This window comes from Amycolatopsis sp. FU40 (assembly GCF_021903635.1).
Classification (GTDB): Bacteria; Actinomycetota; Actinomycetes; order Mycobacteriales; family Pseudonocardiaceae; genus Amycolatopsis; species Amycolatopsis dendrobii.
In genome coordinates, this window is sequence record NZ_CP091381.1 from 5695404 (window position 1) to 5719694 (window position 24291).

Sequence of the window (24291 nt, forward strand, 5' to 3'; positions counted from 1 at the left end):
TTTCTGTTAGAGGATCGCCTTCACCACGTCGATTCCGAAATAGACGGTGAACACGAGCGCGAGCACGGTGAGGATCCACCCTGCTTCACGCCACTTCCCGCGGAAGGTCTTGATCAGCACGAACGCGATGAGGCCCGCGCCGACGCCGTTGGTGATGGAGTAGGTGAACGGAATGAGCGCGACCGTCAGGAACACCGGGATCGTGTAATCCGGGTCGTGCCAAGGGATATTGCGGCACTGCGCCACCATCATCCCGCCGATCACCACGAGCGCGGGGGCGGCGGCCTGCGCCGGGACGATGCCCGCGATCGGCGTGAACAGCAGCGTCGCCCCGAACAAGAGTCCGGTCACGACACTCGCCAGCCCGGTCCGCGCCCCCTCCCCGACGCCGGCCGCGGACTCCAGGAACACGGTGTTCGGGGACGACCCGGACATCCCGCCCGCGATCGCCCCGGCCCCGTCCACGAACAGGATCCGGCCCATCCGCGGCACCCGGCCGTTCTTCGACAGCCCGGCCTCGGCCGACACGCTGGTGATGGTGCCCATCGCGTCGAAGAACCCGGACAGCACCAGAGTGAACAAGAAGATCGTCGCGGTCAGCGCGCCCGCTTTAGCGAATCCGCCGAACAAATCGACGTGCCCGAGCAGCCCGAAATCAGGCGCGGCGACGACGGAACGCGGCAGCGTCGGAGTCGTCAAACCCCATTCGCCGACACCGAATCCGTCGTGCAGCACCACCGCGAGCACGGTGGCGGCGGCGATGCTGATCAGCACCGCACCGGGTACCTTCCGCGACATCAGCACGGTCATCAGCAGCAAACCGAAGCAGAACACCGCGATCGGCCAGCCGTCGAGATGCCCGTCGATCCCGAGCCGCACCGGGACGGTCGAATGCGCCGCGTCCGGGGTCCGCGTGACGAACCCGGCGCTCACCAGGCCGACCAGCGCGATGTACAAACCGATGCCGACGGTGATCGCGGTTTTCAGCGGCCCGGGAATCGCGTTCATGATGCGTTCCCGGACCCCGCTGACCGCCATCAGCACAATGCAGACGCCTTCGAGCACCACCAGCCCGAAAGCCTGTGCCCACGTCATCGCCGGGGCCATCTGGAACGCGACGATGCCGTTGATGCCGAGTCCGGCGGCGAGCGCGAGCGGCGCGTTGCCGACGAGTCCCATGAGGACAGTCATCACGGCGGCGGCGAGCGCGGTCGCCGTGGTCACTTGCGCGGCGCTGAGCTTCGCGCCGGTGATGTCGGCGGAAGCGCCGAGGATGAGCGGGTTGAGCAAAACGATGTAGGCCATCGCGACGAAAGTGGTCAAACCGCCGCGTACTTCCCGGCCTACCGTGGTTTCGCGGGCGCGTAATTCAAAGAGACGCTCCACAATGGACTTTCGCTGCGGTCCGGGAGCCGAGGTCACCGCTTCGTCGAGGCGTACCTGGGTCATGCGTCCTCCCCTTGCCGGTGGGTGTGCCGAACCGCACCCCTGGCACAGGCAAAGGGCGGCACGGCGGGACGTTTGCGTTTTTCTGGTGCTCCGGTCAGCACCGGGAGGGTGGCCCGGTGGGGTGGGGCGGGGAACGCTGAAGCCGATTCTGACCGGCATCAGCACTCGCCGAGGCTCAGTACTCGATCCGGTCGGATCGGCCGAGCCAGGCGGAGAACGGGGCGAAAGCCTCCGGTGTGGACACTCGCGAAACCGGGGTCTGCCACGTTTCGCGCGGGTTCTCGAACAGTTCGTAGAAGGCCCGGTCGTCGAATCCGGCCCGGGCGGCGTCGTGGCGGTCGGCCGCGTACAGCACGCGGTCCACGCGCGCCCACAGCGACGACGCCAGGCACATCGGGCACGGCTCGCACGAGGAGACGAGCACGCAGCCGGCCAGGCTGAACGTGCTGAGCGCCTGGCAGGCCGCGCGGATCGCGACCACCTCGGCGTGCGCGGTCGGGTCGAGCGACGGGGTGACGCGGTTGACGCCGGTCGCGACGATCTCGCCGTCCTTCACCACCAGCGCGCCGAACGGGCCGCCGCCGTCGGCGACGTTCTGCTCGGCGATCCGCACGCATTCGGCGAGCCAGGCGCGTTCGACGTCGGCATCGATGGACACGGTCATGACAGTACTGCTCCCAACAGTTCGGGTTTTCGGTGTGCTCAGGACCAGGCCGGACCGGCGGGCGGGGCGTCGTCGCGCAGGACGGTGCCCTCGATCAGGCCGTAGGGCCGGTCGGCGGCGTAGAACACCTCGCCGGGGTTGTCGAGGCCGAACGGCTCGAGGTCGACGAGGAAGTGGTGCTTGTTCGGCAGCGAGAACCGGATCTCCGCGATCTCCGGGATCGCCTCCAGCACCGCCTGGCCCATCGCGTACAGCGTCTGCTGCAAGGACTGGCTGTGCGTGCCGCCGAACGCGTCGAGCAGGGTGGCGAGCGCGGTCTCGTGCACGTGCGCCCAGTCGGCCTCCTCGACCGAGTACCGCCAGGTCGCGGACACGGCGGTGGCGAGAATCCGGTCCTTGACCTCGACCAGCGTGGTGTATTCGTCGCGCGGGAAGCCCCAGAATTCGGATCCGGTGGAGTTGAGCACGGTCAAGTCCTCGACCCCGCCGAGCACCCAGGCCCGCTCGCCGTCGTAGGTGACGCGCGTGGTGCGCGTGCCGGCCCCGGAACGGGCGAACGAGTGATGCGCCGGCCGTCCGCCGACCCGCAGCCGTTCCCACGGATGAGCCACGATCCCGACCCGGGCGGCGTGGATGCTCTCCTGCGTGGACACGAAGTGCCGGGCCAGCCGCAGCGCGAAGTCCTCGATCTCGCCGATGCCGTCGCGGGCGAAGGCGAAGACGGTGTTCTTCTGCGTGTCGGTGGCCAGCACCTTGTCGTTGGCCCCGGTCAGGTGGGTGTCGCTCATGTCGCCCGACAGCGACACGCTCACGGTGAGGTCGGTGATCCGGTGCTCGTCGCCTTCGCGGTCGACGCGGACCAGCCGGTTTTCGGCCTTCCCGTAGCGGTTGTCGCCAAGAACGATCGCCATTGGTCATCCCTTCCGTTTCGCTCGCCGAGTGAGTACACCTGCCGCGGCGTGGCCCGGGCCACGGCAGATCCGCCGAAAGCGGCGAGCGCGAACGGCCGGTTTTTCGTAGTTTCCGCCAAACCCCTCTGGTGTGCGGTACTGATGGGCGGAAGGAGGCGCGCATGCGGCTGGGTGCACTGCTCGACACCCCGGAGCTGGGGTTGCGGCTGCTGGCGGGCGAGAAGGCGCGCGACCGCGAGTTCGGCCGCGTCTTCCAGGCGACCCTGCAAGATCCGACGCGGTACCTCGACGGCGGCGAGATCGTGCTGTGCGGCATGCGCTGGCTGCCGGGGCCCGCGGACGCGGACGCGTTCGTCGGCAAACTCGCCGCCGCGGGCGTGACCGCGCTGGGGGCGGGCACCGCCGAGGTCGGCGGCCCGGTGCCGGACTACCTCGTGACCGCCTGCGAGCGCGTCGGCCTGCCGTTGTTCGAGGTGCCGGTGTCGGTTTCGTTCGCGACCGTGGCCGAGCGGGTGATCCTGGGCCTGGCCGCGGAACGCTCGGCACCCGCCCGCGATTCGCACCGGCGGCTGGTGGCCGCGGTGACCTCCGGCCACGGTCTGTCCGCGCTGGTCAAGGCCGGCACGGAGGAGCTGGGCGTCGGCTGTCTCGTCCTGAGCGCGACCGGGCAGCAACTGGCGGGCGGCCCCGAACTGCCCGCCGCGCGCCGCACCGCGCTGGCGCGGAAGTTCCTGCGCGCCGAACGGCTGCCGTGCCAGGACGGTCCGGTCACGCTGCTCGGCGCGGCCGGGCGCTCGGGGCATCGGATCGCGAGCTGGTTCCTCGTGGTGGACGGCGATCCGGCGCAGTGGCCGTCCGCGCGCCGGGAGCTGGCGCTGGAACTGGCTGCACTGGCCGGGCTCGAACGGTCCCGGGTGGACGAGACCAGGCGGATCGAGAACCGCGCGGCCGAACCGCTGCTCAGGCTGGTGCTCTCCGACGACGCCGCACCGGGCGAGCTGACCTCCCGGCTGTCCGCCGCCGGGTTCGCGCCGCAGGAACCGGTGACGACGCTGTCCGCCGAGGTGCGCGGCGGCGGGCCCGGACTGGCGCAGGTACTGGTGGAGGAACTGCTTTCGACCACCGGACAGCCGGTGCTGGTGGCGACCGTCGACGGCGAGACGTTCGGCCTCTGCTCCGCACGCGATACCGAAACGTTGCGGGAAGCGGTGCACACGATCGAACCCGCGCTCGGGTCCGCGCGGCTGACGCTCGGCCTCAGCCGGGCCGCGGACGCCGCCGGTCTCCGCGCCGGGGTGCAGGAGGCCCGGCACGCACGCACGCTGGCCGCGATGACGCGGGGCCGCGCGACGGTGTTGTCCGGCGACGAGGTGGCGTCGCATCTGCTGTTGCTGGCCGCCGTGCCGGAAGACCTGCGGCGGACATTCGGCGAAAAAGTACTGGGGCCGGTACTCGCGTACGACGCCGCACACGGTTCCGAATTGATAACGACGCTCAAGGCGTTCCTCGAACATTCGGGATCTTGGACACAGACGTCGGCCACTCTGCACTTGCACGTGAACACCCTGCGATACCGGATCACCCGGATCGGCGAACTCACCGGACGCGATCCGAGCCGCTTCGCCGACCGCGTGGATCTTTATCTGGCGGGCTGCTTCACGCAGAACTGGGGGTGGTCTTGACCATCCGTCCGAAATGTCCAGCGGAAACGCCGGGGCGCGGGGTTTTCCGTACCCCGTAACGGAAATCCAAACAGTACGCTTATCCGTAAAGATTTATTGGGAATACTTGACCATTCGATGAACCACGGCGGCACCCGGGAAGAGGATGCACCATCCGACCGAGCGTCCTACCCTGAGGTCATGTACATCGCATTGCTGTCCTACACAGCCCCTCGAAACGAAGTCGACTACGCACTGGCCGAACACGCCGAGTGGCTGCGAAGCCAGTTCGCGCATGGATTGTTCCTCGTTTCCGGAAAAGGAAACGAGGACGCAGACCAGGTCATCATCTCCCGCCCGTGCCTGCGCGGCAAGCTGGACGCCGTGCTCGCCACCGATCCGCTCGTGCTGCAGCGGCTCGCGCATTACCGCGTGATCGAATTCTCCGCCACCCGCACCGCGGGCGAGTTCCTGACCGTCAACGAGGCGCTCGCCTCCTGATCGCACCGCTGCACGCAGATCGACCGAACGCCCGGACGCAGGTGGCCTCCGGACCGCTCCGCCCGCCACCTGCCGGACGTACTCCCGCCGCGAACTCGCCTATGATCACGCGAGATCTTTCGTTCCGGCCCGGGAGACCGCATGCAGACGCCCGACCTCGTGTTCCGAGGCCGTCGCCTCACCAGTGACCGCGCCCTGGTGATGGCCATCATCAACCGCACCCCCGACTCGTTCTACGACAACGGTGCGACCTTCGAAGAGGCCCCCGCGCAGGCGGCCATCCGCCGCGCGCACGCCGAGGGCGCCGACCTCATCGACATCGGCGGCGTGCCCGCGGGCAAGGGCCCCGAGGTCACCGCGGCCGAGGAGATCCGCCGCGTCGTGCCGACCGTCGAATGGGCCCGGGAGAACTTCCCCGGCCTGGTCATCAGCGTGGACACCTACCGCGCCGAGGTCGCCGACGCCGTCTGCCGCGCGGGCGCGGACCTGGTCAACGACAACTGGGCCGCGGTCGAACCGGAAATCCTCGACGTCGCCGCCCACCACGGCGCGGGCTACATCTGCTCGCACACCAACGGTCTCGTGCCGCGCACCGAAGCGCTCCGCCCGGTGTACGACGACGTGGTGGCCGCGGTGGTCGAAGGCACCACCGCGCTGGCCGAGCGCGCGCTCGCCGCCGGCGTGCCGCGCGAGGGCATCATGATCGACCCCTGCATCGACTTCGGGAAGAACTCCTACCAGTCGCTCGAACTGCTGCGGCACGTCGACGCGCTGGTCGCGACCGGCTGGCCGGTGCTGATGGCGCTGTCGAACAAGGACGTGATCGGCGAAACGCTGGACCTGCCGGTCGGCGAACGGGTCATCGGGACGCTCGCCGCCACCGCGGTGTCCGCGCTGCACGGCGCGGCGATGTTCCGCGCGCACCAGGTCCGCGAGACGCGGCAGGTCGCGGAGATGGTGGCGAGCATCATCGGCACCCGGCCGCCGGCGAACGTTGTACGGTCGGTCTGATGCGCGAGATCTTCCCCGGCAACGCAGACCGCACCGAGGCCGACGTCGAGCAGCTCTACGTCTATCCGGACGGGCCGAAATGGCTCGCGGTGAACTTCGTTTCGAGCGCCGACGGCGGGATCACCATCGACGGCCGCTCGGGCGGGCTGTCGACGCCCGCGGACCGCATCGTCTACCGGCTGGGCAACGACCTCGCCGACGTCGTGCTGGTCGGCGCGGGCACCGCGCAGGCCGAGGGCTTCGAGGGCCTGCGCCCGGACGAGAAGACCGCGGAGCGGCGGAGCAGGCACGGGCTGGCCCCGATCGCGCCGATCGCCGTGGTCAGCACCGGCCGTTCGCTGCCGCCGGACGCGCCGGTGATCACCAAGGCGCTCGTGCCGACGATCGTCATCACGAGCGCGGCGACGGACCCGGAACTGCGCGCGGCGTGGGCGTCGGCCGGGGCGGATGTCCTGGTGGCCGGGACAGGCGACCCAACCCTGCACGAGGCCACCGGCGATCCCGCGTTGCACGCGGACCCGGACGACCAGCGCCCGCGCCCCCGGCACGGCGATGTCGACCTTCGGGCCGCGGTGGCCGAACTGGCCCGGCGAGGCCTCCGTCGCATCGACTGCGAGGGCGGGCCACACCTCTTCGCCTCTCTGCTGGCCGCGGGCGTCGTGGACGAACTCCGCCTCACCGTCGCGCCGATGCTGATCGCCGGGGACGCACCGCGCGTCGCGATGGGCGCGGCCATCGACCCGCAGCAGCTCGAATTAATGTCCGCCCTGGTGGACGACAACTCAGTACTCTTGCGGTATCGCGTCCACTGACCCGGGGAGGGATCGTGGCCAAGACCGCTCTGCGCAACGCGCGCGTCTTCGACGGACGAGGGCTCACCGAACCGCGCACCGTCGTGATCGACGGGGCCGTGCTCGGTACCGATCCCGCTGGGGCACGGGAAATCGATGCAGGCGGGGCGACGCTGCTGCCCGGGTTCATCGACTCGCACCTCCACCTCGAACGGCCGGAGCAACTGGCCGACCTCGCCGAATGGGGCGTCACGACCGGACTGGACATGGCGTGCTGGCCTGTCGAGCGCGTGGCCGCGCTGCGCACCGCGGGCCCGGCGGATTTCCGCAGCGCCGGGCTTCCCTTGATCGGCCCGGACGGCCTCCACTCCACGATCCCGGAGATGCCCGCATCCGCGATCGTCACGACCGCGGCAGCCGCCGTCCGGTTCGTCGAAGCGCGGGCCGCGGAGGGCGTCGACTACGTCAAAGGCGTCGCCGAAGCGCCCGGTGACGGCGGGCCGCCCGCGGAGGCGTTGCAAGCGCTGGTCGACACGGCGCGCAAGCGAGGCCTGGACGCTGTCGTGCACGCGGCGACCCCAGGCGCGTACCACGTGGCCGTGGCGACCGGTGCGCGATTCGTGACGCATGTGCCGGTGGTCGGCCGGATCGCCGCCGAGGACGTCGCCGCGATGAAGGCCGCCGGGCAGACGGCGATCCCGACGCTCACCATGATGGAAGGCGCGCTCGCCTTCTTCGCCGGAGCCGCTGGCGATTACCTCGCCAACGTGGCTGCGCTACGCGCCGCCGGGGTCGAGATCCTCGCCGGAACCGACGCCAACGGAGGTTCCGGAGCCCCGGTCGCGGTGGCGCACGGGGCGAGCCTGCACCACGAATTCGAACTGCTGGCCGAGGCCGGGTTGAGCTCGGTGGAGATCCTGCGCGCCGCCACGGTCGACCCGGCCCAGGCGTTCGGGCTGACCGACCGAGGCGAGATCCGGCCTGGATTGCGGGCGGACTTGGTGCTGGTCGACGGAGATCCGGTGGCGGACCTGTCGGCGACGCGGGCTATTCGCGCGGTGTGGTGTGCGGGAAGGGAAATCTCACGCTAGCGGAGGTCCAGGACATACCGGTCGAACACTTCGCCGTCCTCGGCGACCTGGCCGCTCAGCTCAAACCCGGCCCGCCGCGCCACCGCGCCCGAACTCGCGTTCTCCGGCTCCACTTTGATCACCGCCCGCCTCGCACCCTCCCCAGCCGCATACCGCACCGCCAGCAGCACTGCCCGCGTCGCGAAACCGCGGCCCCGCCACGCCGGATACAGGCCATACGCCACATTCACCTCGCCTGGCGCGAGATGCTCGCCGGAGAACCGCAGGTCGACCGTCCCCGCCAGGACGTCGTTCACCCGGATGCCGAAGGCCCGCAGCGACCCGCCGGAGGCCCATTCCGCCTGGCAGTGCTGGAAATACTCCCGGGTTCCGGCCAGCGTCCCCGGCCCGCCGTTGAGCCAGCGGATCAACTCCGGGTCCTCGCCCGCGAGGTGCGCCTCCGCGTCGTCCGGATGCAGCGGAGACAACGCGAGTTCGCCGTCAAGAACGCTGGACCGCATCGTCGGCTTCTTCGAAGGTCTTCTGCGCTTTGGCCAGTTCGCCGGCCGCCCGGGCAGCGCGGTGCTCCGCCTCGGCGAGCCGTTCCCGCAATTCGGTCACCCGGTCGTCGGCCTGCTCGGCCGTCCGCTCCGCGCGCTGCAGATTCCGCTCGGCCTCCGCCCGGGCCCGCACCGCCTGCCGTCGTTCCAGCGCCCGGACGCGGGCTTCCTCCTCGGCCTTCCGGTCCTTTTCGGACTGTCGGGTCTTCTTGGCAGGCGCGGGATTCGTCGGCAGCGACAGCCAGCGGTCGGCGTCCTGGCGGGCCTTCGACGTGAGCCGTCCGGCCAGTGCCAGCCGGGCGACGTCGGCGTCCGCGACGATCGCCTCCAGCGTTTCCTCCACCTCGCGTTCGACGGAATCGCTCAAGCCGGTCGCGTCCCGCACGATCCGCTGCACCAGCTCCGCCCGGTGATGCGCCAGCTCGCGCAGCCGGGAGCCGTCGAGCTGCTCGTGCGCGGCGCGCAGCTTGTCGCCGAGCGACGCCAGCTCGGACAGCGGGGCGGAACCATCGCGCGCCAGGCCGTTGACGTACGCCGCGGCCGCGGTCGGCTTGCGCAGCGCGCGGATCCGGCGCGCCAGCTCGACGTCGCCCGCTTCCTTCGCCGCGCGGGCGGCCGCGGTGCGCTCCGCGACGAAGTCGGCCGGTTCACCTGCGTAGAGCCGGTCGGCGACGGTATCGAAATCCGAGGTTGCCACGTGTGCCACCGAACCACACGAGTAGTCCGAACGCGACGCAACGCGTAACGTGGACGTCCACCCAGCAAGGTCGAGTGAAGCGGGACGGTGCCCATGACGCCTCCGGGCCGGCTCGCGCTGACGGCCAGCCCCCTGGTCGCCGGCGCGCTCAAAGCACTGCAAATCGCCACCGAACTGCCGGTCGCGATGGGCGGACCGGTGTCGGCGGCTTCCCGTTCGCATGTCATCGACCAATTGCGCGGCACCGCGACCCGGTCCTTGCAGCACGTGCGGGTGGACACCGGAGCCGGGCTGGGCGGCAAAGCGGTGGCACTGGCCCGTCCGTCGACCGTGGTCGACTACCTCAGCGCACAGGGCATCACGCACAAATACGACCACGCGGTGGAACCCGAACGGCTGCGCGCGATGGTGGCGCTGCCGGTGCGCGTCGGCGAGACCACGCGCGCGGTGCTGTACGCGGCGTCCCGGGATTCGATCACGTTCGGCGATCGGTTATTGCACGCGGCGACCGCGGTGGCGACGCGGCTGGGCCGCGACATCGAGGTCGAAGAGGAAGTGCAGCGCAGGCTGGCCACGCCGACGGCTGTCCCCGCGGCCGAACGCGGCGACCTGCATGCCGAACTCACCGCGATCGCCGGGTCGATCACCGACGAAACCGCCCGGCAACGGCTGCTCGCGGTGTGCGAGCGGCTGCGTCCGGAGCTGGACCTGCCGGGCGTCGCGCTGACCCCGCGCGAGGTCGACGTATTGCGGCTGGTCAGCGAAGGCTGCACGAACGACGAGATCTCCGACCGGCTCGGCCTGCTGCCCAACACGGTCAAGTCGTATCTGAAGCACGCGATGCGAAAACTGGCTGTGTCCAACCGGGTACAGGCGGTGAACCGCGCACGCGCCGCTGGGCTGCTGCGGACCCCATGAGACGACTGAGCGGCGTCACGATCGATTGCCTGGAACCGCAGGTGCTGGCAAGTTTCTGGAGCGCGATTCTCGACCGGCCCGTTACCGCGGAACACGACGGACCGGACTGGGCCACGGTCGGCTCCCGGCTCGATGCCGCTCCCCGCCTCACGTTCCAGCGTGTCCCCGAACCGAAGCGCGGCAAGGTTCGGCTGCATCTGGACATCGAGGTTGACGACGTCGACGAGGCGCGCGCGCAGATCGAACAGCTTGGCGGACACTGGACCGGCGTACGCCACGACTACCCCGGGGAGGGCGTCGTGCTGGTGATGGCCGACCCCGAGGGGCACGAATTTTGCGTCGTCCGCTACCTCTGAACTCCCGATGGCCGGACACCCTCCATGTGGGGTGGCTGGATCCGGTCCGGCGAGCGAAAATCACCCGCGCGGGCAGTGCGGCCCGCTGACGCGAAGGGATCGGCACGTGTTCTATGACCTGAGTGTCCGCGATTTTCTCGACCGCGCCGAAACGGTGTACCCGGACCGGGTCGCGGCGGTGGACGAGCCTGCCCAGCCCGCGCGGTCCTGGGGCTCGGTCACCTACCGCGAACTCGCCCGCCGCGCCCGCGCGCAGGCGGCGAACCTCGACGCGCTCGGCGTTCCGGCCGGCGGCCGGGTCGCCATCGTCTCGCACAACTCCGCGCGGCTGCTGACGTCGTTCTTCGGCGTATCCGGCTGGGGCCGCGTCCTGGTGCCGGTGAACTTCCGCCTCGCGCCCGCCGAGGTGCGCTACATCGTCGAGCATTCCGGCTCCGAGGTCCTGATGATCGACCCCGAGCTGAAACCGTTGCTGGACAGCGTAACCGCGAAACACGTGTTCGTCCTCGGCGAGGACGACGACAAGATCTGGGGCGGCGACGGCGAACCGCGGCCGTGGTCCGCCGACGAATCCGCGACCGCGACGATCAACTACACCTCCGGCACCACGGCGCGGCCGAAGGGCGTCCAGCTCACGCACCGCAATTTGTGGCTCAACGCAACGACTTTCGGCCTGCACACCACGCTCAGCGACAACGACGTCCTGCTGCACACGCTGCCGATGTTCCACGCGAACGGCTGGGGCATGCCGTACGCGGTCACCGGTCTCGGCGGACGGCACATCGTGCTGCGCAAGGTCGACGGCACCGAAATCCTGCGCCGCGTGCAGGAACACGGCGTGACGATCATGTGCGCCGCTCCCGCCGTCGTCACCGCGGCCCTCGACGGCGCCGCCACCTGGGACGGCGAAATCCCCGGCCGCGACCGAGTCCGCATCGTCGTGGCCGGCGCCCCGCCGCCGACCCGCACCATCGAACGCGTGCGCGCGGAGCTCGGCTGGGAATTCATCCAGATCTACGGCCTGACCGAGACGTCGCCGCTGGTCACGGTAAACCGCTTCCGCAGCGAATGGGCCGACCTGGACCCGCACGAGCAGGCGAAACTGCTGGGCCGCGCAGGCGCTCCGGCACTGGGCGTCCGCGTCGCGATCGACGCCGACGGCGAGGTCCTCACCCAAAGCAACCACAACCTCGACGGCTACTGGGAAAACCCGGACGAGACCGCGCGAGTGCAAGAGGGCAACTGGTTCCACACCGGCGACGGCGGCAGCTTCACCGACGGCTACCTGACCATCGCCGACCGCAAGAAGGACGTCATCATCACCGGCGGCGAGAACGTGTCGTCGATCGAGGTGGAAGACGCGCTGAATTCGCACCCGGCCGTCCGGGAGGTCGCGGTGATCGGCATCCCGGACGAGAAATGGGGCGAGCTGGTCACGGCGCTGGTGGTGACGGACGGGACCGAGGTGACGGCGGACGAGCTGATCACGCATTGCCGCCAGCACCTGGCCGGGTACAAGTGCCCCAAGCGAGTGGAATTCCTCGCGGAACTGCCGCGGACGGCTACCGGGAAGATCCAGAAGTTCAAGCTGCGCCAGCCGTTTTGGGAGGGGCAGGGGCGGCAGGTGAACTAAACCGTCGGCTGTTCGGGGCGGATCGCCACGCCCTTCACGTATTCGGTCAGGACGCCGTCTTCTGCCCCGAACCACAGCCGCTCGCATTCCGGGCAGCGCACGACCAGTGCGGCCTCGCCGAACAACTCGACGCCGGAAGCTTCGACGTCGAATTCGGCGTTGGTCAGGAAGTACATGCTGTCGTTCGGGTCGTCGTCCCTGACGATGTTCCCGCACACGCACCGAATCTTCGCCGTCAGACGTCTCCCCGTCAGTCCCGGCTCGCCGCCTGTTTCCTCGACCACTCCGCAGCATCGGCGCCATACCGGATCAGCAGCCGCGCGAACTGGGTCCGTTCCTCCGCCGGCCAGGCAGCGGTGATCTCCTCGAACGCTTTTCGCTGTTCGGCCGCGAAACGTTTCCGTTCCGCCTCGCCCTGCTCGGTAAGTTCGAGCACGGTCCGGCGTCCATCAGCCTGCGACGCCGCCCGCCGCAGCAGCCCGTCGGCGATGCACGCGGCGACAGTCCGGCTGGCCACCGGCTGAGCGACGCCCATCTCGACCGCGAGCCCGCCGACGGTCGTCTCGTCCGGCGCGTCGGCGATCACGTTGAGCACGAGATTGCGCGACAAATCCTTGTTCGACGCCGGAGTTCGCCGCCGCAGCCGGGACAGCGCCGGGCCGATCTGGTCCAGTACCGGGTCGGGAGAGCCGCTCATGTGCTTGATCCTAGGCCCGCACCAGCACAGTTGCATACCCGGTCGCAAGTACATAGCATTAGGTATGTAAATGTAGTGAGTATGGAAATGAGACGGCCATGACACTCACCGCCATCGCCAACGCCCGGGTCTTCGACGGGGAGAAGTCCCTCGGCGTGCAGGCCGTGGTCCTCGACGGCACGAGGATCGCCCAGGTCGGCGGTGAGATCCCGGCGGGCAGCGAAACCGTCGACGGCACCGGGGCCACCCTGCTGCCCGGACTCGTCGACGCCCACGTGCACTCCGCACCGGGTTCACTGGCGCTGGCCCTGCGGTTCGGGGTGACGACCGAACTGGAAATGCAGGGAATGCACACGCGGGAGAACCGCGCGCACATCACCGACGACGACACCGTGGCCGACGTGCGGTCCGCCGGTTTCGGCATCACCCCGCCCGGCGGGCACCCCAGCGAACTGATGCCCGAACGGTTCCGCCCGAAGTGGGACCTCCCGCCGGTCATGCCGGTGATGCCGTTCTCCACCACTCCCGAGGAAGCGGCCGCCTTCGTCCCGCAACTCCTCGCCCGGGGCTCGGACTTCGTCAAGTTCATGATCGACGACGGCAGCGTGGAGGGGCATCCCGGACTGCCGTGTCTCGACCAGGCCACGGTCAACGCCGGGGTCGCGGAAGCCAAGAAGCACGGCGCTCTCACGGTGGCTCACGCGCTGACCGTGGAAGCGACCAGAATGGCCGTCGAAGCGGGCATCGACGGGCTCGCCCACGTGTTCATGGACCAGCCGCACACCGCCGAGATCATCAGCCTCGTCAAGGACGCGGGCATGTTCGTGATCCCCTGCATCAGCCTCAACGCCTCGCTGATGGGAATCACCGGCAGCGCACTCGCCGACGACCCGCGGGTCGCCTCCCGCCTCGATCGCAAGTGGGAGGAAACCCTGCGCTCCAGCTACAACCGCTACCCGCAGGGCAAGCTCGAAGACGTGTACGACACCGTCCGGGCGCTGGACGCAGCCGGCGTCGACGTGCTGGCGGGCACCGACGTCTCCATGCCCGAGACGTTCTTCGGAGGTCTCGCACACGGCGCGAGCGTGCACCACGAACTGCAGTACCTCGTGGAAGCCGGACTCACACCTGAACGTGCTTTGCGGGCAGCCACCGCGACCACCGCCCGCCGCTTCCGCCTCAGCGACCGGGGCCGCGTCGCCGAGGGACTGCGCGCCGACCTTCTGCTCGTCGACGGCGACCCGACCCGCGACATCAGCGACACGCTCAACATCCGCGCCGTCTGGCGCCGCGGTGCCCGCCTGGCGGAATGACCCGCGCGGCGAGCCGGATCCGGGCCGACAATCGTCCTCTTAGGACAGTCCTAATCGTCCGAAGGCCGGTAAACCAGCCGCAGCACCCCGTTGCGGAAGGCCGTGGTCTCCGCCAGCCGGAAGTCCAGCTGCGGTCCCTCCGCCGGGAACAGCCGACGGCCCTTGCCGACCACCACCGGGTACTGCAGCAGGGTCAGCTCGTCCACCAGCCCGTGCGACAGGAGCCACCGCACCAGCGTCGTGCTCCCGCTGGTCATGATGTCGCCGCCCTCGGTGGACTTCAGCTCCGCGATCGCCTCGCCGAGGTCGCCGCGCAGGAGGGTCGTGTTGTGCCAGTCCGTCGCGGTCAGGGTGGTGGACGCGACGTACTTCGGCACGCTGTTCATGAACTCCGCGCCCGGGTCGTCCGTGCGGCCCGGCCACGCCTCGGCGAAGCCCTCGTAGGTCACGCGGCCCAGCAACATCGCGTCGGCGTCCGCCATGCCGTCGCCCACCGCGTGTTCGAGCTCGTCGTTCCAGTACGAGAGCGACCACTGGTCCGGCGCCTCGACCACGCCGTCGAGCGAGACGAACAAGGTGGACACGATCTTGCGCATCGAGCGACTCCTTGGTGTTCGGGATCGCCGACACTATGGCGCAGCCGGACCCGCCGACGCAGCCGGTTGGCCCAATACTTGGTCTGTCAGGGCACTTCCGTTACCAACTCGAGTGCCCGGCCCAGCGTGGCCAGCCGTTTCTCCAGGGAGTCACCGGCCGGATACAGCCGGACGGTGTCGACCCCGGCGGCGCGCCACACCTTCAGCCGCGCGCGGACCATGTCCTCGGTGCCGATCAGGGTCGTCGCGAGCACCATCTCGTCGGTCACCAGCTCGGCCGCACCGTCGCGGTCGCCGGACTGCCAGCGTTCCCGCACCTCCGCGGCGACGTCCGCCCAGCCTTGCCTGCTGTAGGCGTCGTGGTAGAAGTTCGTGCTCGCCGAACCCATGCCGCCCAGCGAAAAGGCCAGTTCCTTCTTGCGCCCGGCGACCATGGGGCGCAGTTCGTCCTCATCGGACGCGAACGCGACCTCCGCGCCTTGGCACACCACGAGATCGCCGCGGCTCCGACCGGCTTTCGCGAGCCCGGCGTCGAGGTGACGGAAGTAGGCGTCGGCGCCCTCGGGGACGAAGCTCGTGCCCAGCCAGCCGTCGGCGAGTTCGCCGGTGAGCTCCAGCATGCGCGGCGACAGCGTGGCCAGGTAGATCGGGATCTCCTCGTTCGGCGCCGTCGACAGCCGCATCGGGCGGGACTCCCCCGGCAGCGGGATGTGGAAAGCCTTGCCAGCGAAGGAGATTTTCTCCCCCGCGAAGGCACTGCGGATGATCTGCACCGTCTCGCGCATCCGGGTCAGCGGCCGCGCGAACGGCACCCCGTGCAGCCCCTCGATCACCTGCGGACCGGACGGCCCGAGCCCCAGCGCGAACCGTCCGCCGGACATCTCGGCCAGGGTGAGCGCCGCCTGCGCGAGCGCGACCGGCGTGCGCACGCCGAGCTGCATGATCCCGGAGCCGAGCCGGATCCGGTCCGTGCGCGCGGCGAGGTAGCCGAGCACCGACGGCCCGTCCGAACCCCAGGCCTCGGCCACCCAGCATTCGCCGAGACCCAGTTTTTCCGCCTCCAGCACGAAATCCCGGGTTTCCGGCCAGCCGGACGACGCCTCGACGGTGGTCGCCGTGCGCATCATCCGGCGGCTTCCACGCGGTCCTTGATCGCGCCGAGAGTGGCGGTCATCGAGGCCTCGAACTCGCTCAGCCGGACGTGCACGATCTTCTGTTCCTTCTCCGGCATCCGCGCGATCACCTCGGTCACCCCGGACGGCCCCGGCCCCATCTGCGCCCACTGCGTGAGCCGCGTGCCGCCGTTCTCCGGGGCGAGGGTGAACCGCCAGACCGCGGTCGGATTGGCCGGATCGCTGACCGCCCAGGCGAAGACGCGCGGCTCCTCGCATTCGACGATGTAGGACGTGGTTTCCCAGTCGCCGCGCATCTGGTGGTGGTTGCGCCCGATGAAGGACCGGCCGAGCGCGGGCGCCGAACCCTCGTCGCACCACTGGATCGACTGCAGTTCGCCGCTCAGCTCCGGCATCAACGCGACGTCCGAGGCGTACCGCCACACCTGCTCGGGCGAGCCGTTGATCCAGGCGTCCACCTGCACGGTCGGGGCGTCCGCGTACCGCGCGCCGGTCCACTCCATCGCGAGTCCTCCTCCGTTGGCGTCTCGACCAGCATAGTTGCGTAACTAGACTCACCGTGTCAATCGCTCAGGAGACCAACGCCGTGAAGGGCCCCTTGAGGGAATCCGATTCCCTCAAGGGGCCCTTCACGGACCTGCTCAATGTTCCTGCGGCGCGAACCTCGCTTGGACGTCCGGGCGTTGCGCCAGGCGTTCGGGGAAGCCGGGTCCGCGCCGCATCCGGGTGTCGTCGGCGGACAACGGTTCGCCGCAATCCGCGCAGACGACGGCAGCGGTCGTGTCGTGCCCGCAGGCCTCGTGGTGCAGCACGATCGGCGGACCCGCTTCGGTGGCCAGCCACCGGTCGCCCCAGGCCGTCATCGCGGCCAGCACGCTCCAGAAATCGCGCCCCTTCTCGGTGAGCACATAGTCGTAGCGCACCGGTTCGGCCTGGTAGGCGCGCTTTTCGAGCAACCCCTCGTCGACCAGCCGGCGCAGCCGGTCGGCGAGGGTGTTGCGCGCGATGCCGAGCGCCTGCTGGAACTCGTCGAAGCGGCGGACGCCGTAGAAGGCGTCCCGCAGCACCAGCGGCGTCCACCAGTCCCCGAGCAGGTCCATGGTCCGGGCGATCGAGCACGGCCACTGCGCGAAGGAAGTGCGTTTCATGACGGCGAGGATACGCCGTCCCACAGTGCAACCCAGCAGGTCAGACGCGATGCCCGACGGTCACGTCGACAGTGTCGGGCACTTCTTCGTGCTCGTCGCCGACCGAAAGCGTCCCGGACGGCTCCACGAGCAGCACCACCGCGCCCTCCTTCGACGACGGCTTGTGGAACGTGCCGCGCGGGACCACGAACGCCTGCTCGCGGGTCAACCTCACGGTCCGTTCGCCGTCCGCTTCGCGCAGGCCGATCTCGATGCTGCCGTCGATGACGAGGAAGAACTCGTCGGTGTTGTCGTGCTTGTGCCACACGTGGTCGCCGTCGAACCGGGCGAGGCGGATGTCGTAGTCGTTGACGTTGGCGACGATGCGGGGGCTCCACGCGGCGTCGAATCCGGCGAGCACGGCCCGCAGATCGAGAGGCTGAGGTGTCATAGGTCGATCTTGGGCCTGGTCCCGCGCGACCGGGAGTGCTAGGAATCGCATATGCCGAAAGAATCCTCGCACCGCGTCGTCATGATCGCCGGCGACGGCTCGAATCCGTTCGAGATGGGCGTCGCGACGGAGCTGTTCGGCCTGCGCCGGCCGGAACTGCGACGGCCGTGGTACGACTTCGCGCTCGCGGCTCCCGGCGGGCGAGCCCGGATGCACCTCGGCTTCTTCACTCTCGCCGACGTCGCCGATCTCGGGGCGGTCGACGCGGCGGACACCGTGATCGTCCCGAACCGGCCGGATCCAGAGACCCCGGCCGACCCGGAAATCCTCGCCGCGATCCGGCGGGCGAACGTCCGCGGCGCACGGTTGATGAGCTTCTGCACCGGCGCGTTCACCCTGGCCGAGGCCGGCGTCCTGGACGATCGCCGGGCCACCACACACTGGAAATGGGCCGAAGCGTTCACCGCGCGCTACCCGCGAGTCCGCCTTGAACCGGACGTCCTCTTCGTCGACGACGGGACAGTTCTTACCGCCGCCGGAAGCGCGGCCGCACTCGACTTGTCGCTGTACGTCATCCAACGCGATCACGGCGCGGAAATCGCCAACGCGGTGAGCCGCCGCCTCGTTTTCACCGGACATCGCGAAGGCGGCCAGCGACAGTTCGTGGAACGCCCGGTGCCGGAGATTCCGGACGCTTCGCTCGCGCCGGTGCTGGAATGGGCTCGCCGGCATCTCGACCAGCCGCTCGCGGTCACCGACCTCGCCGCCCGCGCGGCGACCAGCGCCGCCACCCTGCACCGCCGGTTCCGCGCCGAACTCGGCACGACACCGCTCGCCTGGCTCACCGCCGAACGCGTGACGCTGGCCCGCAGGCTCATCGAACGCGGCGAACATGGTCTGGACCGCATCGCCGCCCGCACCGGGCTCGGCACCGGCGCGAACCTCCGGCTGCAGTTGCGCAGGCACACCGGCCTCTCGCCGTCGGAATACCGCAAACGATTCGGCCCGGCGGCGTAAAACGCCCGGGTCCACTGTGGACCCGACGAACGGATTACTCCATTCGGCCTATTCAGCAAAATTCCGGTTAAGCCCCGATGACCGGAACCCGCCAAAGGTTTTATGCCAGACGAACGAAAGTTGGCCGGAACGGACAGAATTCCGCCGACCCCTCACCGGATCGCGGACAGATCCGCTAGCTTGGCCGCAGACCGGCAGAACGAACGGGGAGACGCGCATGGCCAGACGCCGCCTGGAGGGACGGAACGCCCGGAGCCGGGCTTTCGCCGCCCTCGCCGGAGGCGCGCTCGTGGTGCTGCCGACGGTGACGTCGTCCGGCATCCCGGTGGCGTTGCGCGCCGCTGAACCGCCGTCGGCCGCACAGGCCGCGCCGAGCGTCCCCGGCCTGCCGCCGGGCATCACGCTCCCGCCGATCGGCGTCGACGGCAGCCTCCCGCAGCCCCCGGTCCCGCAAGCCCTCGGCGTGCCCGGCTACCCGAACGGCCCCGGCTCGGCGACCACCGCCGGTCCGCTGGGCATCCCGGACAGCATGCTGCGCGCCTACCGCAACGCGGCCGACATCATGGCCCGCGAACAGCCCGGCTGCCACGTCGACTGGGCGCTGATCGCGGCCATCGGACGGGTCGAGTCGAACCACGCCCGCGGCGGCTACGTCGACGCGCGCGGCAACACCCTCGAACGCATCCTCGGCCCGGTACTCGACGGTTCCGGCGGATTCGCCGCGATCCGCGACACCGACCACGGCCGCTACGACGGCGACCCGGTGTGGGACCGCGCGGTCGGAGCGACCCAGTTCATCCCGTCGACCTGGGCGTCCTATGCCTCCGACGGCAACGGCGACGGCGTCTCCGACCCGAACAACATCTACGACGAAACGCTCGCCACCGCGCGCTACCTGTGCTCGGGAGGTCTGGACCTCTCCAGCGACGCCAACCAGCGTCTGGCGGTGCGCCGGTACAACAACTCGCAGTCCTATGTGGACACCGTGCTGGCGTACGCGTACGGCTACCGCAACGGCGTCTCGAAGCTGCCGGACAGCCAGGTCCCGATCGGGGCCCCGCCCGGCCCCGGAGCGGTCGAAGCCGCCGCGGGCAGCCCGGCGGGCGACGTCGCCCCGCCCGCCCCGCCGCCGGTCACCCCGGCCCCGCCGAGCCAGCAGCCCGGCACCCCGACGCAGCTTCCCGGCAGCAGCACCGCGCCGAGCAGCAGCTCCTCCCCGGCAAAGCCGACCAGCTCGGCGCCGACCACGCCGACGACGCCGTCCAGCACCACGCCCACCAGCACCTCGCCGACGACGAGCACGACGCCGTCCAGCTCCGCCCCGGCGAACCCGACGACGTCCAGCACCACGACTTCCAGCACGAGCACGGAGGCCGCGCCGACGCACTGACCGCGGCGTTCGTATAGTCCGGACCGAAACCGGACTACGGGGGAGCGATCGTGGCGTGGAATCCTCGGAACCTGCCTGACCTGACCGGCCGGTTTTACGCGGTGACCGGCGGCAACGCGGGGATCGGCTACTTCATCGCCGAGCAGCTGGCCGCCGCCGGAGCCCACGTCGCCCTGCTGGGCCGCGACCCGGCACGACTGCGCGCGGCCGTCGGGATGGTGCGCACCCGGGTCGGTTCGGCTTCGCTGAGCACGATCCCGCTGGACCTCGCCGATCTGGACTCCGTCCCGGCCGCCGTCGACGCGCTCGGCAGGCTGGACCGCTTGGACGCGTTGATCGAGAACGCTGGCGTCACCGCACCCGGGCCGGTGCGCCGGACCACGAAACAGGGCCTGGAACTGGCGGTCGGCACCAACCATTTCGGCCACTTCGCACTCACCGCGCTCGCGATGCCGGCGCTGACCGCGTCGTCCGCGCGCGTGGTGCTGGCGGGCAGCCTGATCACGCGGATGTATCCGTACGACATCGATGATCTGCAGAGTTCGCGCAAGTATTCGGACTTCCGTGCGTATGCGTTGTCGAAGCACGCCGTGCAGTCGTTCGCGATGGAACTCGACCGGCGTCTCCGCGCCGCCGGTTCCCCAGTGCGAGCGATCCTCGCGCATCCCGGGTTCAGCCTGGAGCGGACCAGCCCCGCACGGCCGGGAATCACCCAGCCAGTGCCGGTGATGCGGCTGCTCGCGCCTTATACGCACGGGAAGGACCACGGTGCCTGGCCAGCGGTTCGGGCGGCCGTCGACCCCGCCGCGACTGGCGGTGCTTACTACGGTCCTGCGTTCGGCGGAGTGGGCCGGCCCAGGCTGGGGACGGCGATGGGTGCGTCTCGGGATCCGGAGCGGGGCCGTCGGTTGTGGGAGCTCTCCGAGGAAGCGACCGGGGTTCGGTTCTCGCTCGGGGGTTCCTGACCGCCTGTTCACACAGCGGGACGCTCGACGGCGAGGCCGATGCCGAACGCCGCCAGGATCGCGCCGCCCGCCCGGAGAATCGCGCGGATCACCCGTGTGTTGCGGAGCATCTCGGCCGCGGCGCTGAAGACCAGTGCATAGCCGGTCAGCGAGAGGAATCCGATCACCGCGAACGCCGCTCCGAGGACCAGCGTGTCGACAGGTCGTGCGCCGTGGTGGAGGAACTGCGGAATGACGCTGGTGAAGACGATGACGGTTTTGGGGTTGGACAAGTCGCTGAGAAGTCCTTCCCGGAACGCACGCCATCCGCCGCGTGGCCGGCCGGTGCTCAACGCCGCCGCGGCGGGCCCGGCGGAGACCGCCGAGGAGCGGGTCGCCAGGAGTTTGACGCCGAGGAAAACCAGGTAGGCGGCACCCAGGTACCGGACCACGTCGAAGGCCGTCTGCGAAGACACCAGCAGAGCCGTCAAACCGGCGACCGACGCGCCTGCCCACACCAAGTCGGCGGCCAGCACCCCGAGCGCGGTCAGCAGCGCCGGGACCCGGCCACGAGCGATCGCGCTCTTGAGAACCAGCATGACCGCGGGGCCGGAATGACGACCAAGACCACGGACAAGGCCGCGAAAGCCACAATCGACGACATGCCCTCATTATCCCGGTGCACCGCGGATTCAGTCCAGGCCGATCGACCTTATGCGCCAGCCTGGCCGATCCGGGCGGCGATCCCGTCGAGAAGCCGGTCCAATCCGAACTCCGACGCGTCCGACGCCTGCTCCGCCGAAGGCTTTTCGAACCCGCCGGCGAGCCACGTCCGGTTCATCGCCGGATGAGACTCGACGTCGAAATACGTGTGCCAGAAAGAAGAACGCTGTCCCCACCACGCGTCACTGGACTGTCCCGTGGTCCGTTCCAAGTGGACACTCTCGGCCTCGGCCGCCGCGTTCGCGTCCACATAGCCCGCCACCGAATTGGCCGCCGCGACGATTTCGCGCGCGGGCAGGCCCAGACTCTCCATAATGGACAGCAGGTATTCCTGGCCGGCCAGCTGCCCCGGACCGAGAGCGGGACGCACCCGGGACCGCTCCCGCAGCCACGGGTGCCGACGGTAGATGTCGCGCGTGCGGTCGGCGTAAACGCGCACCTGCGCACGCCAATCCGCCGGCCGCGGTTCGCCGGGTCCGGGGAGATTCCGTTCGAGGAGAACGGTGTCGACCATGAGATCGATCAGCTCGGTTTTGCCGGGAACGTAGGTGTAGAGCGTCATCGTGCCCGCCCCGAGTTCCTTCGCGACGCGGTGCATGGACGTCGCGACGAGGCCCTCGGCATCGGCCACCGCGATGGCCGCCACGATGATCCGTTCGATGGTGAGCGTCGGACGCCTGCCGCGGGCCGAGGGTTCCGGGGCTCCCGCGCAGTCGCGCCACAGCAGTGCGAGCGTGCGCGCGACCTCCTCGCGCGCGGCCTCGGGACCGTCGCCCTCGTGCTCGACGATCATCGCGTCCCCTCCCGGCCTCGTACGGTCAGCGTGGGATCTTACCTGCCGTTTCAGGACCTTCGTCCCCTCCGCGCCGCCGCCTTGACCGCTACGCTGGGCAGCGAGGGAGGTGGTTCCCGTGACGGAACGCAAACCACCGGGCGTGTCGTACGGTTCCTGGGTCGACCGGCAAATCGCCGCCGCCGAAGCGCGCGGCGACTTCGAAGACCTTCCCGGAGCGGGAAAACCGCTGCCGCCCCCGACCGGCCGCGACGCCGCGACCGACAGGATGCTCCGGAGCGCCCGCGAAGGAGACATCGACCGGTCCGCGTTCCTGCCGCCGTCGCTCGCCTTGCCGCGCGAAATCCAGGACCTGCCGGGGAAACTGGCGAAAGTCCGCTCCGAACGCAAGGTGCGGGAGATCGTCGAGGACCTGAACGACCGCATCCGCAAGGCACACGCGCTGCCGCAGGACGGTCCCGTGCTCCGCGCCCGTCCGCTGGATGTGGAGGAAACGGTGGCGAACTGGCGCGCGGGCCGGGAAAACGCGAGCTAACCCTGTCCCCGCCAGGCACGAGAGTTCCCTTCCCGCGAGCGGCTGACTGCCGGGAAGTCCCGGCCGACGCGCGCCGGAGGCACCTCTCCACTGCCGCTGAATCGCACCGGCACCTGCGACCCGCGACAACCCCACGCGCCCGCCACGCCGATCCCCGCCCGCCAGATGCGGCTACGCTGGGTAGTACGCGGGCGAAGGGAAGAGAACCGTGGTCGGAGTTCGTCGGGTTGCCTTCGTGGTCGCCGCGGTGCTTTTGTTGTTCGGCGAGCCGTGGTCGGTGCTCGTGCTGCTGCCGGATTGGCCGGTCGCGGCCACCGTCTCGGGCACGGTCGTTTTCGCTGTCGCCGCACTGAGTTTCCCGGTGCTCATGGTGCTCGGGCACGGTCCGAAGCAGAACGACGCCGCCGCGCGGATCGGGGACGTCACGCTCGGCACGGTGTGGGTGCTGTTCACCTGGAGCGTCCTCACGCACCTGCTGCGGCTGGTCCTGCTGGTGTCCGGAGTGGACGATCCCGCGCGGCCACGGATCGTAGCCGCGGTCACGCTCGCCGTCGCGGCGGTGCTGCTCGTCAGCGGGAACCGGATCGCCATGCGGGTGCCGCCGGTGAAGCCGGTCGACGTCGTGCTGCCGAAGCTCGGTCCCGGGCTCGACGGATTGCGCGTCGCGGTCATCACCGACACGCACTACGGCCCGCTCGACCGCACCCGCTGGTCCGAGCGCCTGGTCGCGGAACTGAACCGGCTGCAGCCCGACGTCGTCTGCCACGCCGGGGACCTCGCCGACGGATCGGTCGCCAAGCGGCGCAAGCAGGTCGACCCGCTCGGCGGCGTGCAGGCCCCGCTCGGCCGGTTCTACATCACCGGCAACCACGAGTACTTCGGCGAGGCACAGGCCTGGCTGGACCACATGGCGAGCCTCGGCTGGGACACCCTGCACAACCGCTCGACCCTCCTCGAACGCGACGGCGCCCGTCTCCTCTTCGCCGGCATCGACGACCCCACCGGAGCCGCCTCCGGACTGCCCGGCCACGGCCCCGACCTGGCCGCCGCCCTCGACGGCTCCGATCCCGACGTCCCCGTAGTCCTGCTCGCCCACCAGCCGAAACAGGTCGCCCAAGCCCGCGAGGAAAACGTCGACCTGCAGATCTCCGGCCACACCCACGGCGGCCAGATCTGGCCGTTCCACCTCCTGGTCCGCCTCGACCAGCCCACCCTGTCCGGCCTCACCCGGCACGGCCCGACCCAGCTGTACAACAGCCGCGGCTCCGGTTTCTGGGGCCCGCCGTTCCGGGTCTTCGCCCCGAACGAGATCGCGCTGCTGACCCTGCACAGCGCCTGACCCCCAGTTCT

The 24291-nt window shown here is 70.0% G+C and carries 28 protein-coding genes; 14 read left to right on the top strand and 14 right to left on the bottom strand.

All coding sequences use genetic code 11. The annotated features are described in order from the left end of the window. Nucleotides 1-6: 6 nt before the first annotated feature. The 3 genes from L3Q65_RS26845 to pucL form a co-directional block, all read right to left on the bottom strand. Entirely contained in the window at nucleotides 7-1449 is a 1443-nt protein-coding gene (locus tag L3Q65_RS26845; protein WP_182891156.1) for an NCS2 family permease, read from the bottom strand. Between the two features lie 175 nt (nucleotides 1450-1624). Continuing rightward, a complete protein-coding gene (locus tag L3Q65_RS26850) occupies nucleotides 1625-2113 on the bottom strand; it encodes a nucleoside deaminase (protein ID WP_182891155.1) in 489 nt (162 codons plus the stop codon). 38 nt (nucleotides 2114-2151) lie between these two features. Beyond that, nucleotides 2152-3024 carry a factor-independent urate hydroxylase gene (gene pucL / locus L3Q65_RS26855; RefSeq protein WP_237596985.1) on the bottom strand — a complete coding sequence of 291 codons (873 nt, stop codon included), beginning with the start codon at nucleotides 3022-3024 and terminating at the stop codon, nucleotides 2152-2154. A 161-nt stretch (nucleotides 3025-3185) separates the two neighbouring features. Between pucL and L3Q65_RS26860 the strand changes: the two genes are divergently transcribed. From L3Q65_RS26860 to L3Q65_RS26880, 5 genes are all read left to right on the top strand, one after another. After that, nucleotides 3186-4706 (top strand): PucR family transcriptional regulator, encoded by a 1521-nt coding sequence (locus L3Q65_RS26860; protein WP_237596986.1) that lies wholly within the window; start codon nucleotides 3186-3188, stop codon nucleotides 4704-4706. A 180-nt stretch (nucleotides 4707-4886) separates the two neighbouring features. Further along, nucleotides 4887-5186, top strand: coding sequence for a YciI family protein (locus L3Q65_RS26865; RefSeq protein ID WP_037815164.1), 300 nt, complete (start codon nucleotides 4887-4889; stop codon nucleotides 5184-5186). 141 nt (nucleotides 5187-5327) lie between these two features. Then, a complete protein-coding gene (gene folP / locus L3Q65_RS26870) occupies nucleotides 5328-6197 on the top strand; it encodes a dihydropteroate synthase (protein WP_182891152.1) in 870 nt (289 codons plus the stop codon). Then, the gene (locus tag L3Q65_RS26875) at nucleotides 6197-7009 is read left to right on the top strand and encodes a pyrimidine reductase family protein (RefSeq protein ID WP_182891151.1); all 813 of its coding nucleotides are present in this window, start codon (nucleotides 6197-6199) and stop codon (nucleotides 7007-7009) included. The genes folP and L3Q65_RS26875 overlap by 1 nt, the downstream gene beginning before the upstream one ends. 14 nt (nucleotides 7010-7023) lie before the next feature. Further along, entirely contained in the window at nucleotides 7024-8079 is a 1056-nt protein-coding gene (locus L3Q65_RS26880) for an amidohydrolase family protein (protein ID WP_237596987.1), read from the top strand. Here L3Q65_RS26880 and L3Q65_RS26885 read toward each other — a convergent pair. Both L3Q65_RS26885 and L3Q65_RS26890 read right to left on the bottom strand, forming a co-directional pair. Next, nucleotides 8076-8579 (bottom strand): GNAT family N-acetyltransferase, encoded by a 504-nt coding sequence (locus tag L3Q65_RS26885; protein WP_237596988.1) that lies wholly within the window; start codon nucleotides 8577-8579, stop codon nucleotides 8076-8078. The genes L3Q65_RS26880 and L3Q65_RS26885 overlap by 4 nt on opposite strands. Beyond that, nucleotides 8560-9315 (bottom strand): hypothetical protein, encoded by a 756-nt coding sequence (locus L3Q65_RS26890; RefSeq protein WP_182891149.1) that lies wholly within the window; start codon nucleotides 9313-9315, stop codon nucleotides 8560-8562. The genes L3Q65_RS26885 and L3Q65_RS26890 overlap by 20 nt, the downstream gene beginning before the upstream one ends. A gap of 93 nt (nucleotides 9316-9408) precedes the next feature. Here L3Q65_RS26890 and L3Q65_RS26895 point away from each other — a divergent pair, with 93 nt between their 5' ends. From L3Q65_RS26895 to L3Q65_RS26905, 3 genes are all read left to right on the top strand, one after another. Continuing rightward, nucleotides 9409-10233, top strand: a complete 825-nt coding sequence (locus L3Q65_RS26895; protein ID WP_182891148.1) for a LuxR C-terminal-related transcriptional regulator — start codon at nucleotides 9409-9411, stop codon at nucleotides 10231-10233. After that, nucleotides 10230-10589 carry a VOC family protein gene (locus tag L3Q65_RS26900; RefSeq protein WP_182891147.1) on the top strand — a complete coding sequence of 120 codons (360 nt, stop codon included), beginning with the start codon at nucleotides 10230-10232 and terminating at the stop codon, nucleotides 10587-10589. The genes L3Q65_RS26895 and L3Q65_RS26900 overlap by 4 nt, the downstream gene beginning before the upstream one ends. Nucleotides 10590-10695: 106 nt before the next feature. Beyond that, the gene (locus L3Q65_RS26905; RefSeq protein WP_237596989.1) at nucleotides 10696-12222 is read left to right on the top strand and encodes an AMP-binding protein; all 1527 of its coding nucleotides are present in this window, start codon (nucleotides 10696-10698) and stop codon (nucleotides 12220-12222) included. Here the strand turns inward: L3Q65_RS26905 and L3Q65_RS26910 are convergent. Next, nucleotides 12219-12440, bottom strand: a complete 222-nt coding sequence (locus L3Q65_RS26910; RefSeq protein ID WP_182891145.1) for a hypothetical protein — start codon at nucleotides 12438-12440, stop codon at nucleotides 12219-12221. The genes L3Q65_RS26905 and L3Q65_RS26910 overlap by 4 nt on opposite strands. A 32-nt stretch (nucleotides 12441-12472) precedes the next feature. Beyond that, complete coding sequence (locus L3Q65_RS26915) at nucleotides 12473-12919, bottom strand: MarR family winged helix-turn-helix transcriptional regulator (protein ID WP_182891144.1); 447 nt, start codon at nucleotides 12917-12919, stop codon at nucleotides 12473-12475. A gap of 98 nt (nucleotides 12920-13017) precedes the next feature. Between L3Q65_RS26915 and L3Q65_RS26920 the strand changes: the two genes are divergently transcribed. Further along, entirely contained in the window at nucleotides 13018-14232 is a 1215-nt protein-coding gene (locus L3Q65_RS26920; RefSeq protein ID WP_182891143.1) for an amidohydrolase family protein, read from the top strand. A 50-nt stretch (nucleotides 14233-14282) separates the two neighbouring features. Here L3Q65_RS26920 and L3Q65_RS26925 read toward each other — a convergent pair whose 3' ends face one another. The 5 genes from L3Q65_RS26925 to L3Q65_RS26945 form a co-directional block, all read right to left on the bottom strand. After that, nucleotides 14283-14828 carry a dihydrofolate reductase family protein gene (locus L3Q65_RS26925; protein WP_182891142.1) on the bottom strand — a complete coding sequence of 182 codons (546 nt, stop codon included), beginning with the start codon at nucleotides 14826-14828 and terminating at the stop codon, nucleotides 14283-14285. Nucleotides 14829-14914: 86 nt separating this feature from the next. After that, a complete protein-coding gene (locus L3Q65_RS26930; RefSeq protein WP_237600944.1) occupies nucleotides 14915-15952 on the bottom strand; it encodes an LLM class flavin-dependent oxidoreductase in 1038 nt (345 codons plus the stop codon). Next, a complete protein-coding gene (locus tag L3Q65_RS26935) occupies nucleotides 15952-16464 on the bottom strand; it encodes an SRPBCC family protein (protein WP_182891141.1) in 513 nt (170 codons plus the stop codon). Before L3Q65_RS26935 ends, L3Q65_RS26930 begins: the two co-directional genes overlap by 1 nt. 138 nt (nucleotides 16465-16602) lie before the next feature. Further along, complete coding sequence (locus tag L3Q65_RS26940; RefSeq protein WP_182891140.1) at nucleotides 16603-17109, bottom strand: helix-turn-helix domain-containing protein; 507 nt, start codon at nucleotides 17107-17109, stop codon at nucleotides 16603-16605. A 40-nt stretch (nucleotides 17110-17149) separates the two neighbouring features. After that, nucleotides 17150-17539: a cupin domain-containing protein gene (locus tag L3Q65_RS26945; RefSeq protein WP_237596990.1), complete on the bottom strand. Its 390-nt coding sequence runs from the start codon at nucleotides 17537-17539 to the stop codon at nucleotides 17150-17152. A gap of 51 nt (nucleotides 17540-17590) precedes the next feature. Between L3Q65_RS26945 and L3Q65_RS26950 the strand changes: the two genes are divergently transcribed. The 3 genes from L3Q65_RS26950 (at nucleotide 17591) to L3Q65_RS26960 (ending at nucleotide 20911) form a co-directional block, all read left to right on the top strand. After that, nucleotides 17591-18556, top strand: a complete 966-nt coding sequence (locus tag L3Q65_RS26950) for a helix-turn-helix domain-containing protein (RefSeq protein WP_182891138.1) — start codon at nucleotides 17591-17593, stop codon at nucleotides 18554-18556. Nucleotides 18557-18773: 217 nt separating this feature from the next. Then, the gene (locus L3Q65_RS26955; protein ID WP_237596991.1) at nucleotides 18774-19946 is read left to right on the top strand and encodes a lytic transglycosylase domain-containing protein; all 1173 of its coding nucleotides are present in this window, start codon (nucleotides 18774-18776) and stop codon (nucleotides 19944-19946) included. Between the two features lie 50 nt (nucleotides 19947-19996). Further along, nucleotides 19997-20911 carry an SDR family NAD(P)-dependent oxidoreductase gene (locus tag L3Q65_RS26960; protein ID WP_237596992.1) on the top strand — a complete coding sequence of 305 codons (915 nt, stop codon included), beginning with the start codon at nucleotides 19997-19999 and terminating at the stop codon, nucleotides 20909-20911. Between the two features lie 8 nt (nucleotides 20912-20919). Here the strand turns inward: L3Q65_RS26960 and L3Q65_RS26965 are convergent, their stop codons facing one another. Together L3Q65_RS26965 and L3Q65_RS26970 are read right to left on the bottom strand one after the other, a co-directional pair. Next, nucleotides 20920-21489, bottom strand: a complete 570-nt coding sequence (locus L3Q65_RS26965; RefSeq protein ID WP_237596993.1) for a LysE family translocator — start codon at nucleotides 21487-21489, stop codon at nucleotides 20920-20922. 113 nt (nucleotides 21490-21602) lie between these two features. Beyond that, nucleotides 21603-22406, bottom strand: coding sequence for a TetR/AcrR family transcriptional regulator (locus L3Q65_RS26970; RefSeq protein WP_237596994.1), 804 nt, complete (start codon nucleotides 22404-22406; stop codon nucleotides 21603-21605). A 118-nt stretch (nucleotides 22407-22524) separates the two neighbouring features. Here L3Q65_RS26970 and L3Q65_RS26975 point away from each other — a divergent pair, with 118 nt between their 5' ends. Together L3Q65_RS26975 and L3Q65_RS26980 are read left to right on the top strand one after the other, a co-directional pair. Then, nucleotides 22525-22941: a DUF1992 domain-containing protein gene (locus L3Q65_RS26975; protein ID WP_237596995.1), complete on the top strand. Its 417-nt coding sequence runs from the start codon at nucleotides 22525-22527 to the stop codon at nucleotides 22939-22941. Between the two features lie 208 nt (nucleotides 22942-23149). Further along, complete coding sequence (locus L3Q65_RS26980) at nucleotides 23150-24280, top strand: metallophosphoesterase (protein WP_182891132.1); 1131 nt, start codon at nucleotides 23150-23152, stop codon at nucleotides 24278-24280. The last annotated feature ends 11 nt before the right edge of the window (nucleotides 24281-24291 follow it).